13 protein-coding genes are annotated in these 16,077 nt (G+C 71.5%); all 13 read left to right on the top strand.

Translation table 11 applies throughout. The annotated features are described in order from the left end of the window. The first annotated feature begins 7 nt into the window (after positions 1-7). Positions 8-1,198, top strand: coding sequence for an ATP-binding protein (locus tag FHR38_RS30830; RefSeq protein ID WP_184538779.1), 1,191 nt, complete (start codon positions 8-10; stop codon positions 1,196-1,198). Continuing rightward, a complete protein-coding gene (locus FHR38_RS30825; RefSeq protein WP_312882501.1) occupies positions 1,195-4,908 on the top strand; it encodes a vWA domain-containing protein in 3,714 nt (1,237 codons plus the stop codon). Before FHR38_RS30830 ends, FHR38_RS30825 begins: the two co-directional genes overlap by 4 nt. Next, the gene (locus FHR38_RS30820; protein ID WP_221449261.1) at positions 4,905-6,830 is read left to right on the top strand and encodes a hypothetical protein; all 1,926 of its coding nucleotides are present in this window, start codon (positions 4,905-4,907) and stop codon (positions 6,828-6,830) included. Before FHR38_RS30825 ends, FHR38_RS30820 begins: the two co-directional genes overlap by 4 nt. Before the next feature lie 849 nt (positions 6,831-7,679). Further along, positions 7,680-8,672, top strand: coding sequence for an ABC transporter substrate-binding protein (locus FHR38_RS30815; protein WP_184538777.1), 993 nt, complete (start codon positions 7,680-7,682; stop codon positions 8,670-8,672). Positions 8,673-8,742: 70 nt separating this feature from the next. Next, positions 8,743-9,510 (top strand): ABC transporter ATP-binding protein, encoded by a 768-nt coding sequence (locus FHR38_RS30810; protein ID WP_184538775.1) that lies wholly within the window; start codon positions 8,743-8,745, stop codon positions 9,508-9,510. Then, positions 9,507-10,337 (top strand): ABC transporter permease, encoded by an 831-nt coding sequence (locus FHR38_RS30805; protein WP_184538773.1) that lies wholly within the window; start codon positions 9,507-9,509, stop codon positions 10,335-10,337. The genes FHR38_RS30810 and FHR38_RS30805 overlap by 4 nt, the downstream gene beginning before the upstream one ends. A gap of 20 nt (positions 10,338-10,357) precedes the next feature. Next, the gene (locus tag FHR38_RS30800; RefSeq protein WP_221449260.1) at positions 10,358-11,410 is read left to right on the top strand and encodes an Ldh family oxidoreductase; all 1,053 of its coding nucleotides are present in this window, start codon (positions 10,358-10,360) and stop codon (positions 11,408-11,410) included. A 37-nt stretch (positions 11,411-11,447) separates the two neighbouring features. Further along, entirely contained in the window at positions 11,448-12,182 is a 735-nt protein-coding gene (locus FHR38_RS30795; protein WP_184538769.1) for an SDR family NAD(P)-dependent oxidoreductase, read from the top strand. Next, positions 12,179-13,783 (top strand): FAD-dependent monooxygenase, encoded by a 1,605-nt coding sequence (locus FHR38_RS30790; RefSeq protein ID WP_184538767.1) that lies wholly within the window; start codon positions 12,179-12,181, stop codon positions 13,781-13,783. Before FHR38_RS30795 ends, FHR38_RS30790 begins: the two co-directional genes overlap by 4 nt. 36 nt (positions 13,784-13,819) lie before the next feature. Then, positions 13,820-14,191: a cupin domain-containing protein gene (locus FHR38_RS30785; RefSeq protein WP_184538765.1), complete on the top strand. Its 372-nt coding sequence runs from the start codon at positions 13,820-13,822 to the stop codon at positions 14,189-14,191. Beyond that, on the top strand, positions 14,188-14,724 hold the full coding sequence (locus tag FHR38_RS30780) for a cupin domain-containing protein (protein ID WP_221449259.1): 537 nt from the start codon (positions 14,188-14,190) through the stop codon (positions 14,722-14,724). Before FHR38_RS30785 ends, FHR38_RS30780 begins: the two co-directional genes overlap by 4 nt. A 31-nt stretch (positions 14,725-14,755) precedes the next feature. Then, the gene (locus FHR38_RS30775) at positions 14,756-15,166 is read left to right on the top strand and encodes a RidA family protein (RefSeq protein WP_184538763.1); all 411 of its coding nucleotides are present in this window, start codon (positions 14,756-14,758) and stop codon (positions 15,164-15,166) included. Continuing rightward, complete coding sequence (locus FHR38_RS30770) at positions 15,166-16,047, top strand: fumarylacetoacetate hydrolase family protein (protein WP_184538761.1); 882 nt, start codon at positions 15,166-15,168, stop codon at positions 16,045-16,047. The genes FHR38_RS30775 and FHR38_RS30770 overlap by 1 nt, the downstream gene beginning before the upstream one ends. The last annotated feature ends 30 nt before the right edge of the window (positions 16,048-16,077 follow it).

Raw genomic sequence — 16,077 nt, 5'->3', positions numbered from 1 at the left:
AATACCAGTGACCGTGACGGAACACGTCCGCTCCACCGGGGCGCCGGAGACCGCCGCCCAGGTTCTCTCCGCCGAACAGCGGTACGCCGATGAGCTGGCCTTCCTGGCCGCGTACGACGACGGGGCCCGGCCGCCGGGCTGGGCGCTGACCCCGCGTGCCGTGGTTACCTTCATCCAGGGCAGCGACGGTGAGGCGTTGAAGCTGCCCGCCGACCGGCGCACCGGCCCGGCCGACACCGGACTGCCGGCCAGCATGACCATCGCGGCAAAGTTCGTCGGTGAGCGGAGCCTGGTCGAGCGGTGCGTGGTCACCCTGGCCGGCGAGCGGGGCCTACTGCTGGTCGGCGAACCCGGTACCGCCAAGTCCATGCTGTCCGAGCTGCTGGCCGCCGCGGTCTGTGGCACCAGCGCGCTGACCGTGCAGGGCACCGCCGGCACCACCGAGGACGCCTTCCGGTACGGCTGGAACTACGCCCTGCTGCTCGCCCAGGGGCCGACCCCGCAGGCGCTGGTCGACTCGCCGGTGCTGACCGCCATGCGTACCGGCCGGGTGGTCCGGATCGAAGAGGTCACCCGCTGCCTGCCCGAGGTGCAGGACGCGCTGGTGTCCCTCCTGTCCGACCGGCGGATGAACGTGCCGGAGCTGAGCGGTACCGAGAACGGCCTGATCCGCGCGGCACCCGGGTTCACCGTGATCGCCACCGCCAACCTGCGGGACCGGGGCGTGTCGGAGATGTCCTCGGCCCTCAAGCGCCGATTCAACTTCGAGACCATCCACCCGATCTCGGACGTGGACACCGAGACCGACCTGGTCCGCCGGCAGGCCACCGCCGCCGTGCAGCGCGCTGGCGCGGCCTACACCGTGGACGATGCGGTGCTGGACGCCCTGGTCACCGTGTTCCGCGACCTGCGTTCCGGCCGGTCGGGCGAGGGCTGGGACGTGGAACGGCCTGGCACGGTGATGTCCACGGCCGAGGCGGTGCAGGTGGCGGCGTCGCTCGGGCTGGCCGCCGCGTACCTGCCCGGCGGAGACGCGCTCGACCTGGTGCCCGGGCACCTGCTCGGCGTGGTCCGCAAGGATGACCAGAACGACCACGCCCGGCTGCTCGGCTACTGGGACGGCCCGGTCCGCCGCCGCGCCGAGGACGGCTCGGCGATGTGGCGCCGGCTCTGGGACCTGCGGGAGAACCTGCGGTGACGACCTTCGCCAGCACGTCGACCGGTGTGGCCCCGCCGCCCGTCGACCCGCCACCCGTCGACCCGTCGACGGTCGATTCGACGCCGGCCGACCCGCGAGCCGTGGTCGACGCGCTCGCCGGTACGGTCCGGCCGTACCTGATCGGGGTGCGGCATCACAGCCCGGCCCTGGCGGCGGTGGTCCCGGCGCTGCTCGACACCGCCGAGGCCGAGGTGGTCTGCATCGAGCTGCCGGCCGACTTCCAGCCCTGGCTGCCGTACCTGTCCGACCCGGCTGCCCGGGCGCCGCTGGCCCTGGTCGGCAGCCATGGCGAGGACGGACCGACGGGCTTCTACCCGTTCGCCGACTTCTCCCCGGAACTGGCCGCGATCCGCTGGGCCCGGCAGCGCGGCGTCGAGGTGGTCTGCTGTGATCTGCCGCTGACCGACCCCGGTTGGAGTGCCGACGCCATCGACCCGACCGCTGGGTCCGACCCGACCACCGACTCCGACCCGACCGCCGGTGGTGCCCCGGTTCCCGGCCTGCGCTGGTCCGGCTACGCCGCCGCCCTCAGCGCCAGCGGCACCGGTCGGGACGGCGACGACCTGTGGGACCGGGTGGTCGAGGTGCGTGCCCCGGGCTGCCCGCCCGAGGCGGTCCGTCGGGCCGCCCTCGGCGTCGGCTGGGCGATGCGTACCGACAGTGCCAGCGGCGACGGCATACCGGTCCGGGATCTGGCGCGCGAGCAGCACATGCGCCGGGTGCTGGCCGAGGCCGGCGCGGACGGCCGGCGGGTCGCCGCCGTCATCGGCGCCTTCCATGCCCCGGCCCTGCTCGCCACCGCGTCGACCGACGCCGACCCCGCCCCGACGACCGGCACGACCGGCGGCACCACCCCGGCCAGTCCGGTCCGATCCGTGACGACCCAGCCCGGGCCAGCCACCAAGGGCGGCGGCACCGCGATCACCTCGCTGGTGCCGTACGCGTTCGACCTGCTCGACTCCCGCTCCGGCTACCCGGCCGGGATCCGCGACCCGCGCTGGCAGCAGTCCGTCTTCACCGCTGCCGGCGACCCGGAACGGATTTGGGCTGCCGCCGCCCGGGCGGTCACCGACCTGTGCCGGGAACTCCGCTCGGCCGGTCACACCGCAGGTACCGGCGAGGCCGCCGAGACGGTACGGCTGGCCGGCGACCTAGCCCGGCTGCGGGACCTGCCCGCCCCCGGCCGGGGCGAGGTGCTGGAGGCGGTGACCACCGTGCTCGGCCAGGGTGAACTGCTCGGCCGCGGCCGAGCACTGGCCAAGGCGCTGGAGACGGTGCTGGTCGGTGCCGAGCGTGGCCGGATCGCCCCCGGTACGCCGAGGTCCGGCCTCGGTCCCGCCGTCGAGGCGGAACTCACCGCGCTGCGGCTGCCCAACCCGGACAGCCCGAAGTCTCGCGAGGTCCGACTGGACCCGCTGCGTACCGAGCTGGACGGGCGGCGGGAGATCCTGCTGCAACGTCTGCAGATCTGCGGCATCGGCTACGGCGAGCCGATCGCGGTCTCCGGCACCGGCGACGGTGCCGCCCTGACCACCCGCTGGCAACTGGCCTGGACGCCGTCCGTGGCGGCCCGGCTGGACCTGGTCGGCGTACGCGGGGTGACCGCGGCGCTGGCTGCGGCCGGCACCCTGCGCGAGCGGTTCCGCCGGGAGGCCGCCGACGGCGGCCCCACCGCCGGGCAGCTGCTCACCGGGCTACGCGACGCCGCCCGCTGTGACCTGCCCGAGCTGGTCACCGACCGGCTCGAACTGGCCACCGTGGTGCTGCCGGGCACCGGGACGCTCCCCGAACTGCTGGCCGCACTGGACCTGCTCGAGGCGCTGCGCAGGGAACACCTGCCCGGCACCACCGCCGAAGGTCGGGTCCGGGCGGCCGAGCTGGCCGTCGTGCTGCTCGACGCGGCGGTCCGCGGGCTGCCCGGCCTGGCCGGCAGCGACGCCACAGCCGACGCCGCCGCGTTGGTCGACCTCGCGGTCCGGGCCGGTGAGGATCGGATCGGCCTGCGCCTGGACGAGGCCCTCGGCTACCTGGCCCGGGCCGGTTCACCACTGATCCAGGGTGCCGCCCTGGCCGCCCGGGTGCTGCTCGACCTGACCGATCTGGAGGTCCTGGGCAGCCGGGTGGCCGGCTGGATCGACGCCGCGACCGGACCGGACACCCGGCGGCACCTGCACCGGCTGCTCGGTGGTCTGCTCACTGCGGCGCACCCGCTGCTGCAGTCCGCCCCGGCCGCGCTGGACCCGCTGCTGGAGCGGATCGAGCGGCTCACCGACACCGAGTTCCTGGACCGGCTGCCGGCGTTGCGCGGCGGGTTCGACGTGCTCACCCCGGCGGCCCGGGACCGGCTGCTGCACACCGTCGCCGACCGGCTCGGCGACCGGCTCGACCTGGCCCTGTCCGCCCCGCCCGAGTTGCTGGCCCGCTGGACCGCCGCCGACCTGACCGGTCGGGCCGCCCTGATCGCCCGCGACATACCGATCCCGGGCACGCCGACCGGCTCCGCGGAGGTCGAGCCCGGGTCGGACACGCCGACCGGCTCCGCCGACGTCGAGCCCGGGGCGGACACGCCGACCGCCCAGCTCACCGCCACCGACCGGTGGCGGCTGCTGCTCGGCCGCCAACCCGACCGGTTGCCGGCCGATGCCCGCCGCTATGCCCGCGCCCTGGACGAGCTGTACGGGGCGGGCCAGGGCGAGGGCGCCACCGACCTCGGCCAGGCGGCCGGCGGCGGCCAGGAGGCCTCCTTCCCGACCGCGCGCGAGTGGGCCGACGAACTCGAGGCGCTCTTCGGCAACGCGGTACGCGAGGAAGTCATCGCCCGGGCGGCCGAGAGTGGCCGTACCGACGTGCTCACCGAGCTCGACCCGGCCGCGGTACGCCCCTCGATGGAGTTGCTGACCTCGGTGCTGTCCCTGGCCGGTGGCCTGCCGGAGGGGCACCTGTCCAAGCTCCGGCCGCTGGTCCGGCGGCTGGTCGAGGAGCTGACAAAGCAGTTGGCCACCCAGGTGCGTCCGGCGTTGACCGGGCTGACCAACCCGCGTCCGTCCCGCCGTCCCGGCGGCCGGCTCAACCTCGCCCGTACGCTTCAGGCGAACCTGCGGCACACCCAGCAGCTCGACGACGGCCGGACGGTCGTGGTGCCGGAACGCCCGGTCTTCAACACCCGGACCCGCAGGGAGGCCGACTGGCGGCTGGTGCTGGTGGTCGACGTGTCCGGCTCGATGGAGGCGTCGGTGGTGTGGTCGGCGTTGACGGCCGCGGTGCTGGGCGGGGTGCCCACCCTGTCCACCCACTTCCTGGCCTTCTCCACCGAGGTGGTCGACCTGACCGACCGGGTCGACGACCCGTTGTCCCTGCTGCTGGAGGTGCGGGTCGGCGGCGGTACGCACATCGCCGCCGGGCTGGCCCACGCCCGCTCGCTGGTGACCGTGCCGAGCCGCACCATCGTCGCGGTGGTCAGCGACTTCGAGGAGGGCTACCCGCTGGCCGGGCTGCTCGGTGAGGTTCGCACCCTGGCCAGTTCCGGTGTGCACCTGCTCGGCTGCGCCGCGCTGAACGACAGGGGAGTGCCCTGCTATTCGGTGCCGGTCGCCGAGCAGCTCGTCGCGGCCGGGATGCCGGTCGCCGCTCTCAGCCCGCTCGAACTCGCCCGCTGGGTGGGCGACCGCATCCGCGGAGGATCACGTTGACGGACAGCACACCCACCGCCGTGCAGACCGACCGGTTGCCACCGGTGCTGCCGGCGGTCGCCAGCGCGGCGGTGGCGGCCCTGCCATCCCGGCTACACAAGCGGCTGGACGCCACCGTCGAACGGCTGGCCGGTGTTCCCGTCGGTCGGGTCGATGGTGGCGTGTCGGTCGACTGTGGCACCGAGGCCCTGGTCACCCTGACGCCCGGACCGACCGGCGCGGTCACCGATCCACACCAGGCGCGGTGTAGCTGCCTGCTGGCACCCCGCTGCCTGCACCGGACCGCGGTCCTGGTTGCCTGCCCGGTCGCCGACCCGGCCACCCATTCCGACCCGGTATCCACCGCAGATTCGTCCGCACAGGACAGTCTCGGCGCGTCCACCCGCCGGTCCGGAGGGCCTGCGATGTCGGCTGGCGCGGACTCCGGTCGTACCGGCCGGAGCACGGCACCGACGAAGGCGCAACGGGCCGCCGCCAGCGCGCTGTGGCGGTCAGCCGCCGCGGTGCTCGCGGCCGGCGCGCCGGCCGCCGGTGCGGTTCCCCAGGCTGAACTGCTGCGGGCCGCACACAGCGCCCGGCTGGCCGGTCTGCCGCGGGCGGAGAGTGCCGCGCTGCGCACGGTGCGTGGCCTGCGCGCACACCGGGGACGACACGCCGGCCACCGGCTGGCCGAGCTGGTCGAGGTGCTGCACGACCTGCTGTACGTCGCCGGCCGGCTGGCCGCCGGTGATCCCGATCCGGCGCTGATCGGCATCCTCCGGCGGGCGTACCAGCCGGACGGCACGCTGGAGGTCTACGGCGTCTGTCGGGAACCGGTGATCAGTGCGACCGGGTACGCCGGGGTGGTCACCCACCTGGTCGCCGCTGACGGGCGTCGGCTCTCCTTCGGCGACGTGAAACCGGGTGGCCCGGACCGGGCACGGGACTGCGCCCGGGCGGTCACCGAGATGGGCGCGGTAGCGGTCAACCACGCGGTGCTGGCCCGTGGCGGCCTGCGGATCAGCGGCACCACCGTCTCCCCGGACGGTCGACTCGGCGCCGGCAAGGGCGTCCGGGCCACCCCGCTCACCGGGATCGACTGGTCTGGCGGACCGCTGGCGGAACTGTTTGCCCGCCCGCTCGCCGAGGTGGTGACCGCCCAACTCGCCGCCGACGACCCGGAGGACCCGGTCCGGGCCGGGACCGCGCTGGTCGGCGGTGACCTGATGGTCGTGGGCGCCGTTGGCGACCAGGTGCTGGCCCGCGAGCTGGCCCCGGGCACAGACGCCGGAGCGGACCGCGCGCCGGTGCCGGAGGGGCCGGTGATCCGGCTGGTGCCGGTCAACTCTCACCCGATGCTGGCCCACGTGGCCAACCTGCGGCGGCTCGCCTCCCGCCCGGGCCTGCGGATCCGGGTGGTCGGCCGGCTGGACCCGGACCGGGCCAGCACACTGCACCCGCTTGCGGTGGGCCCGGTGCCCGGTGCGGCTACGACACTTCGCCTGCCGGCGGACTGGCACGGTCGGGCGGACCTCGGCTACGACGAGATCCAGGGCGGCCACCTACCGCCGCGCGACCCGGCCGCGATGACCGAACCGGTTCTCGCCCTCGGCGCCGACGCGGTTGCGGAGTCCCCACTGTGGCGGGTCCGCCGGCTGGTGGAACTGGCCGTCTCCGGCGGTCGCCGCGCCGTCGCCGAGGCGGTGCGTGGTGAGGGCACCGGGCTGGTTGGTCCACTGCGGCGCGCCGGCTTCACGACCGCCGCCACGGTGGCCGCCGCGCTCGCCGACGAGTCCGGGCGGCGCGGCCGGGACGTGTTTGGCCGGCTCACCGATCCCGACCCGGACCGGTACGCCTGGGCCTGGCTGGCCGTGACCGCCCACCTCGCCGCCACCGAGCGGGAACTGATCCGGTCCTCCTGGACGGCACCACCCGTCGGCTGACCTGCCGGGATGCGGGGCGATCGAACTGCGGGCCGAATGGCTGGCGGGCCAGGTGGTCGCTGCCGCGACGCGGACCGGTGGCGATCACCTGCGCCTCGGCGTCCGCCCGTCCCTTGGGCGGACGCCGAGGCGCAGGTGAGAGGGACGTTCGAGCATGGCGTCGGTAAGCACCAGAATGCCGCGTCGGATGCTTCCCGCCACGGGCCGGCTGGTGACGGTCGGGCGGCTCATGCAGCTGACGGCATCCGTGCGGTAGCGGTCGCGGACAGCTATCCGGCGGCATCCGAAAGGTGGGGCGCCTGGAGGACGTTGTACATCACGACGGCCTCCTCGTCACCCGTTCGCGCGTGACCGACGCCGACGTTACGGCATGATCACCGCCGAGAGCAGCGACAACGGCTACGGCCTCGCGGACCCCGCACGGCGCGGCATCGGCTCGATAGGACTGCCCTGACAGGACTGCCCCGATAGGAGTGGCCTGACAGGATTGGCCTGACAGCACAGATTTGACAGGACTGGCCTATCTGGTCGCCGTGGCCGGCGGCAGACCGCTGTCCAGTGTCGGCGTGATCAGTCTCACGAACCCCGCTTCGTCCGAATCGTACGGACTGGGGGATCGGCTATGAATTGCAGCGACCTCACCCATCCTGCGACGCACCTCCCTCCCGGGAGGCGTTGACCAGGTATCGGACGCTATTGCGGGCCCCGGCCGGTGGCGTTGACGGTGGCGGTGGTAGTGGTATCCCGCTCGTCGGTCGGGTCGCCGCCTGAACCGAGGCCGTTCCGGTACGGGTCTTGACGAACTCTCAGGTTTGACATTTGATAAATCTCGCTTTCGCAGGAGGTTTCATGTCAGGTCGTAACCGTCTCGTCGCAGCCCTCGCCGCGACCGCTCTCCTCGTCACCGCCGCTGGTTGCAGCTCGGAGTCAGAAGATTCGCCCAACGCCGCCTCGGTCACCTACCTGACCTCCTTCGGGACGTTCGGTCGGGACGCGTACGCATACGTCGCCCTGGAGAAGGGCTACTTCGAAGAGGCCGGCCTCAAGGTCGCCATCAAGCCCGGCACCGGGACCGCCGATGTCATGAAGCTCATCGGGTCGGGGCAGGCCGACTACGGCACCGGCGACTTGGCCGGGGTCATCACGACGCAGGCCAACGAGAGCTTCCCGGTCCGTGCCGTGGCCGCCGTGCACCAGAAGTCCATGGCCGGCATCGCGTCGCTGGCCAAGGCGATCGACTCGCCGGAGAAGCTGCCGGGCAGCAGCATCGCCGACGCCGCCGGGTCGACCAATATGATCATTTTCCCGGCGTACGCCAAGGCGGCGGGCATCGACGCGAACTCGGTCAAGTTCGTGCCTTCCTCCCCGCAGTCCCTGCCGCAGTTGCTCGCCTCCGGCTCGGTCGACGCGATCGGCCAGTTCGTCGCCGGCAAGCCGCTGCTGGAGAAGGCGGCCGGGGGCAAGACGGTCACCATGCTGCCGTACGCCGACAAGCTGCCCGACCTATACGGCAACGGGCTGCTGGTCTCCGCCTCGAAGCTGACCAGCGACAGGGCGCAGGTGGAGAAGTTCACCGCCGCCCTGCTCAAGGGGCTCGTCTATGCGGTCGAGCACCCCGAGGAGGCAGCGCAGTTGCTGAAGAAGCACGACCGGACCGCCGACGAGAAGGTCGCCGCCGCCGAACTCACCGCGATGCGGCCGTACGTCCTCGTCGACGGTGCCACCGTCGGCCACCTTGACCAGGCCCGGGTGGAGCGGATGGTGGCGTTGCTCGCCGGCACCGGCACGCTCAAGTCGACGCCGAAGGTCGAAGATCTCGGCGTGTACGACATCGTCAAGTAGTTCCTGACTCCTCTTCTTCGACATCGCGGTGCGTGCGGCGACGTCGCACGCACCGCGAGGGAGCGACACCATGATCGGAATTCGTAACGTCTCGCAGATATACCGCACCCGGGCCGGCGACGTCGAAGCCCTGCGCGATGTGTCGCTCGAGGTCGCCGACGGTGAGTTCGTCGCGATCGTCGGCCGCTCCGGGTGCGGTAAGTCGACCCTGCTCCGGCTCGTCGCCGGCCTGCAGACGGCCACCTCGGGCGAGATCACCGTCGCCGGTACGCCGATCAGCTCACCCCGGCGGGACGTCGGCTTCATGTTCCAGCGGCCGGCGCTGCTGCCGTGGCGCTCGGTGCTGGACAACGTGCTGCTGCCGACCGAGGTGTTCGGGCTGGATCGCAGGGCGGCCCGCAAGCGGGCGGACGAACTACTCGACCTCGTCGGGCTGACCGGTTTCGACAAGCGTCTGCCGCACGAACTCTCCGGCGGCATGCAGCAGCGGGTCTCCCTCTGCCGAGCCCTGATCCAGCAGCCCCGGGTGCTGCTGATGGACGAGCCGTTCTCCGCGCTCGACGCGTTGACCCGCGCCGACCTCTCGGTGGAGCTGCAGCGTCTGCAGATGAAGCAGGCGTCGACGGTCCTGTTCGTCACGCACTCGGTGGACGAGGCGGTCCTGCTCGCCGATCGGGTGGTCGTACTGAGCCCTCGTCCGGGCCGCCTCTACAAGATTATTGACATCGATGTCGCCCGGCCGCGTTCGTTGGGACACGACGGCCACTCCGCCGAGCTCGGCGAGTTGCGCGCCCAACTGCACGACCTGCTGATGACCCCGGAGGAGGTGGCACCGTGACGGTCACCGCGCCCGCACCGACGCCCACGCCCAAGCCCGCAGCATCCACCCGTCGCCACCGCGCCCGCCGTCCGGAGGGTGGCTGGAGTCAGCAACTCCTCCCGGTCCTCGGCGTGGTCGTCACCATCGGGCTCTGGTGGGCGCTCACGGTCATCTTCAAGATCGAGAGCTTCATCCTGCCGTCGCCACTGCTGGTGGCGGAGGCGATGGTCGACCAGGCCGACTACCTGTGGGACAACACCCTGGTCACCCTCTGGGAGACGGTGCAGGGCTTCCTGCTCGCGATCGTGGTCGGTGTGCCGCTGGCCCTGATCGTCACCTCCTCCCGGGTGTTGGAGCGTACGGTCTATCCGCTGCTCCTGATGCTCAACGCCGTACCCAAGGTGGCGGTCGCACCGCTGCTGGTGGTCTGGATGGGTTTCGGGCAGTTTCCCAAGGTCTTCCTGGTCTTCCTGGTCTGCTTCTTCCCGATCGTCATCTCCACCGCCGCCGGACTCAGCGCCACTCCGCCCGACCTGGTGGAGTTGGCCCGGTCCATGAAGGCCAACTGGTGGCAGATGTTCCGCATGATCCGGATGCCGGCCGCCATCCCGCAACTCTTCGTCGGCCTCAAGCTCGCCATCACCCTGGCGGTGATCGGTGCCGTCATCGCCGAGTTCGTCGGCGCGACCGAGGGCCTGGGCTACGCCATCGTCGCCTCGGGCGCGAGTGCCGACACCGCGCTGGCGTTCGCCGCGATGATCCTGCTCGGCGTGATGAGCGTCGTCCTCTTCTACCTTCTCGCCGCGATCGAGCGGTTCTGCGTACCCTGGGCGGAGCGGAAATGAGTACTCGGCAACATCAACGGATGATTTCCGTCTCCTGGCTCACCGACGCTGTCACCTCAGTCTTCAGCGCGCTGGGCTTCTCCGACCCGGCAGCCCGGGTGGTCGCCGAGTCCCTCGTGGACGCCGACCTGCGAGGCATCCCCTCACACGGCGTACTGCTCGTGCCGATGTACGTCGACCGGATCAAGGCCGGCTCGGTCACCCGGTCCGAGAAGGCCGACATCGTCCGGGACAAGGGCGCCATCGCGGTGCTCGACGCGGGCCACGCGCTCGGTCAGCTCACCGGCGACCAGGCCATGCGCCTGGCGGTGGAGAAGGCCCAGACATACGGGGTGGGCGCGGTCAGCGTCCGTCGGGCGTTCCACTTCGGCGGTGCCTTCCGCTATGCCGGCTTCGCCGCCGCCAACGGGTGCATCGGTGTCGCCGCGGCCAACACCCGACCACTGATGCCGGCACCCGGCGGTGCGTCGGCGGTGGTGGGGAACAACCCGCTGGCGATCGCCGTACCGCGCTCCGACGGCGAGCCGGTGATCCTGGACATCGCCCTCTCCGAGGCTGCGCTCGGCAAGATCCGGTTGGCGGCGGGGGAGGGCCGGGAGATTCCGGCGACCTGGGCGACCGACTCGGCCGGCCGACCGACCACCGATCCGGCCGCCGCCCTCAAGGGGCTGCTGCTGCCCTCCGGCGGCCACAAGGGCTACGGCCTCGCCCTGATGATCGACGTGCTGACCGGGGTACTCGCCGGTGGCTCGTACGGTCGGCGGGTCAACGGGTTGTACGCCGACACCACCGTGCCCAACGACTGCGCGCACTTTTTCCTCGCCCTGGACGTCGAGGCGTTCGACGATGCCGAGGAGATCGGCCGCCGGGTGACCGATCTGGCCGACCAGGTGCTCTCGTCGGACCGGGCTCCCGGGGTCGAGCAGGTCTACCTGCCCGGCGACATCGAGGCCGCCCGGTACGCGCGGGCGCTGCGCCATGGTGTCGCGCTGGAACCGTCGGTCTTCGCCGGCCTCGCCGAGGTCGCCGCCGACCTGGGTGTGCCGCTGGGCGACCCCGTGACCGCCAACTGACCGGTACCCATCCAACGATCGACAGGAAGGAACAGGCATGCAGGCCCGTTTCGACGCCACCGGCGAGGTCCTCGTCGTGACCGGCGGTGCCAACGGCATCGGTGCGGCCCTTGCCCACGCCTACGCCGACGCCGGTGGAACGGCTGCGGTCTTCGACGTGGTGCCCGGGCCGCCGCACCCCAGCGGACGGGTACACGACTACCAGGTGGACGTCGCCGACCGTGGTGCCGTTCTGGCGGCGGTGGCGCAGGTCCAGGCTGAGCATGGCCAAGTCGACGCGCTGGTCGCCGGCGCGGCGGTGCAGCCCCGCTGCGATGTGGTCGACATGGACCCGGAGCAGTGGCGACGTACCCTCGCCGTCAACCTCGACGGCGTGGTCTGGTGCGCACAGGCGGTACTGCCCGGGATGATCGCCCGCCGTGCCGGCACGATCCTGGTCTTCGCTTCGGGGCTGGCTACCGCGGGCCGGGCCCAGGCGTCGGCGTACGCGGCGAGCAAGGGGGCGCTGATTGCCTTCGCCAAGTCACTCGCGGCCGAGGTCGCCGAACACCGTGTCCGGGTCAACACCGTCTTTCCCGGAGTGATCGACACCCCGCAGTTCCGGCAGGCCAATCCTTCCGGCGGGGAACGGGAGCACTGGGCCCGGGCCACCGGCATCGGCGATCCGGTCGATGTGGTCGGGCCACTGATGTTCCTGCTATCTCCCGCTGCGACCATGACCGGGTCGACCCTGACCCGTGATCGCGCATACCCGAAGAGCGAGGCGAAATGAGCGGCACGACCGAGCAGCTGCCGGTGGGCATCGTCGGGGCCGGACCGGTCGGTCTGGTGACGGCGTTGGGACTCGTCCACTACGGAATCCCTGTGGTGATCTTCGAGGAGGACGACCGGCTCTCCCTGGATACCAAGGCTGGCACCGTCCTCACCCGTACGCTGGAGGTGCTGCACCGCTACGGCGTCCTGGACGACGTGCTGGCTGGATCGCTGCGTATCGACGAGATCGGCGAACTGGACCGGGCGACCAACACCCAGACGCTCAGCGTCCGGACCAGCGAGCTGACCGAGGACACCCGCTTCCCGTTCGTGATCAACATTCCGCAGCACGAACTGGAGCCAATCCTGCGGCGTCGGCTCGACGAGGCCGCACCGGGCGCGCTGCACATGAGGCACCGACTGCTCGACTTCACCCAGCACCCGGACCGGGTCGACGTCCGGCTGACCACACTCGAGGGGGAGCGGACCGTGCCGGTGCGCTACCTGCTGGCCTGCGACGGCGGCCGGTCCGTCGTCCGGGACCAGATCGGCGCCGTGGTCGAGGGGCAGACCTACGAGGAGCGCTACATGCTGGTCGACCTGAAGGTCGACCTGGACGTGGAGAACCCGCGCGACTACCCGTACCTGGCCTACTTCGGTGACCCGAAGGAGTGGATGATCCTGGTCCGTCAGCCACACTGCTGGCGGTTCCTCTACCCGCTGCCGGCAGGGCAGGCGGAGCCGACCCGGGACGAACTGGTCGACAAGGCCCGCCGGTTCATCGGCGACACCAAGACCCTGGAGATCGTCGGCACCAACATCTACAACGTGCACCAGCGGGTGGCCGACCGGTGGCAGGACGGCCGGGTGTTCCTGCTCGGGGACGCCGCCCACCTGATCACCCCGATGTGGGCGCTGGGCCTGAACACCGGCGTGCTGGACGCCTCCAACCTGCCCTGGCGGATGGCCTGGGTGTTGCGTGGCTGGGCCGAGCCGGCGTTGCTCGACGGCTACCAGACCGAGCAGGAACCGGTGGCCACCAAGGGGTCGGCCGCGATGGCCGCCGCCGCCCGGGCCTACATGGCCCGGCGGGCGGACGACCCGGGCGTGATGACCGACGGCAACTGGGGCAACGCGTTCACCCGGGGCATGCTCGGGGTACGCCTCGACGTCGACGGCACCGGCGACTGGTCCATGGTGGCGGCCGGCGACGACCCGGTGCCAGTGCTCTCCGGGGCGCGCAGCCCCGACCTGCCGGTCTTCGGCCCAGCCGGGACGGTCCACCTGCACGACCTGGTCTCCGACGCTTTCGTCGCGCTCTACTTCACCGACCCGCGTCGGGTGCCGGCGCTGCCGCCCCAGGACTCGCCCGCCCTGCGCCACTACGTGGTCAGCCGGTGGGACGCCCCGCACGACTCGGGCCTACGCGACCGGGCCCTGTTCGATCCCGGCGACCGGGTACGCCGTCGTTTCGGCGTCAAGGACGACACGCTCGTCCTGATCCGGCCGGACGGGCACGTGGCCGCGATCGTCCCCTTCGACCCCGCCATCTCCACCGGACAGGCGGTCGAGCTATACACCCGGACCACCGGCTGCCCGCCGCCGCGCGACGCGGCCTGATCCGAAGCAGCCAACGGAGAATCGAGAGGATCCACGATGGACAACTACGGTCACGCGACCGCACCGGACGGGACCGAGGTCAAGCTCGGTGCCGTCGGCCAGCAGGTGGTTTTCGAGAACGACGAGGTGCGGGTCTGGGAGATCACCCTGGAGCCCGGCGAGCAGCAGCCGTGGCACCACCACCTCAACCCGTACCTGGTGATCGCACTGGAGGCGGCCGACAACCGGATCGACGCGCTCGCTGGCGGTGACCCGCGGCTGGTGCACGAGTCGGTCGGTGGCGTGGTCTACCGCGCACCGGGGGAGGTGCACATGCTCACCAACAACGGCACCACCCGCTACCGCAGCCGGCTCGTCGAGCTCAAGTGCCTCGGCGAGAACCTCGTCGCCGGACAGGAACCGCAGTGACCGAGCAGCCGTCGGTCGTTCCCGCCCCGCCGGTGCCGGCCGGAGTCGACCCGCAGGAGTGGGCCAACAACCTCTCCGAACCGTCGAACTACGGCGGCGAGGCGGCCGACCGCTCCCGCGAGCAGTTGGTGCCGGGACCGGGCGGGGTGGTGCTGGCCCGGTTCCGGGAGATCCTGCTCCAGACCGACGAACTCGACTGGGCCGACAAGACCCTGGCCGGGTTGTCGCACAAGGCACTGTGGCGCAACGAGGAGACCGAGGCCTCCATCTCGCTGGTCCGCTTCGTCAAGGGAGCGGGCATCCCACTGCGCCACTCGCACGCGTCGAACCAGTTCATGTTCTGCCTCAGCGGCCGGTATACCTATCTGCCCACCGGACTGACCCTCACCCCGGGTTCCTTCTACTGGAACCCGAAGGGCAGCCTGCACGGCCCCACCCTGGCCGAGGAGGAGAGCGTCCTGCTCGAGATCTACGACGGGCCGCACTACCCCACCCAGCCGGAGTGGTACACGGACCCGCAGGACGCACGTTAACTCGCACCACCCTTTGAAGTAAGGAAGTGTCATGCCCAAGCAACAGGTTGTCTCTCCCGAGCTGGCCGTCCCCAACGGCCACTTCGCCCAGGCCACGACGGTGAACGCCCGGGGTCGGCTGGTCTTCGTCTCCGGCATGACCGCCCGCAACGCGCAGGGAGGCGTCACCGGGGTCGGCGACATCACCGCCCAGACCCACCAGGTCTGCCAGAACCTGCGGGCCGCGATGGAGGCGGCGGGCGGCACCCTGGACGACATCGCCCGGGTGGACGTCTTCGTGCGCAACATGGAGGACTTCCAGGCGATCCACGAGGTACGCCGGCAGTACTTCACCACCGAACCGCCCGCCTCGACGCTGGTGGAGGTCTCGAAGTTCGTCAACAAGGACTACCTGATCGAGATCAACGCGATCGCCGTGATCGACGACGAGCGGGACAGCTGATGAGGCTCGCCAGTGTCCTGGGCGAGACCGGTCCCCGGATCGGTCTCGTCGGCGACGGCACCGTCACGGTGCTGCCGGTCGAGGCGGGCACCGTCGATGACGCCATCCGCGGTGGCGCGGACGCACTCGACGCTGTTCGCACCGCCGGGGAGCGGGCACCGGTCGTACCGTTGTCCGAGGTGCGCCTCGGCGCCCCGTTGCGTCGGTTCAACCGGGACATCCTGTGCACGGGATGGAACTACTGGGACCATTTCGAGGAGTCGGCCGGTAAGCGCGAGGGACAGGATCCGCCGGAGCGTCCCAAGCACCCGACCTTTTTCACGAAGGGACCCGATACGGTCATCGGCCCATACGACGACATCGCCTATGACCCGCAGATTTCCAGTAAGTGGGACTACGAGGCAGAACTGGCGCTTGTCATCGGCACCGACTGCCGATCGGTCAGCGAGGCCGACGCGATGTCCCACGTGGCAGCGGTCTGTATCGCCAACGACGTTTCCCAGCGAGACCTGCAACGGGCCCATGGCGGGCAGTGGCTCAAGGGCAAGAGCATCGACGCCACCATGCCGCTCGGTCCCTGGCTGACCACGGTCGACGAGGTGCCTGACCTGGCTGATCTGCGCATCCAGTGCGAGGTCAACGGCGTGGTGCTGCAGGATGCCTCCACCGCGCAGATGGCCTTCTCGGTTGCCCGTATCATCGCCGAGCTGAGCTGGGGGATGACCCTACGGGCCGGGGACGTGGTGTTGACCGGTACCCCCAGTGGAATCGGAAACGCCCGCGACCCGCAGGTGTTCCTCCACGACGGCGACGTGGTGGTGACTCGCGTGGGTGGACTGGGCGAACTGCGCAACCGGGTCGCACTCACCACACTGCACTGAGTCGATCGGCCGGCGGGGTGTGTGCGCTCC

This window comes from Micromonospora polyrhachis (assembly GCF_014203835.1).
Classification (GTDB): Bacteria; Actinomycetota; Actinomycetes; order Mycobacteriales; family Micromonosporaceae; genus Micromonospora_H; species Micromonospora_H polyrhachis.
This window is presented reverse-complemented; position numbering and strand designations above follow the sequence as displayed.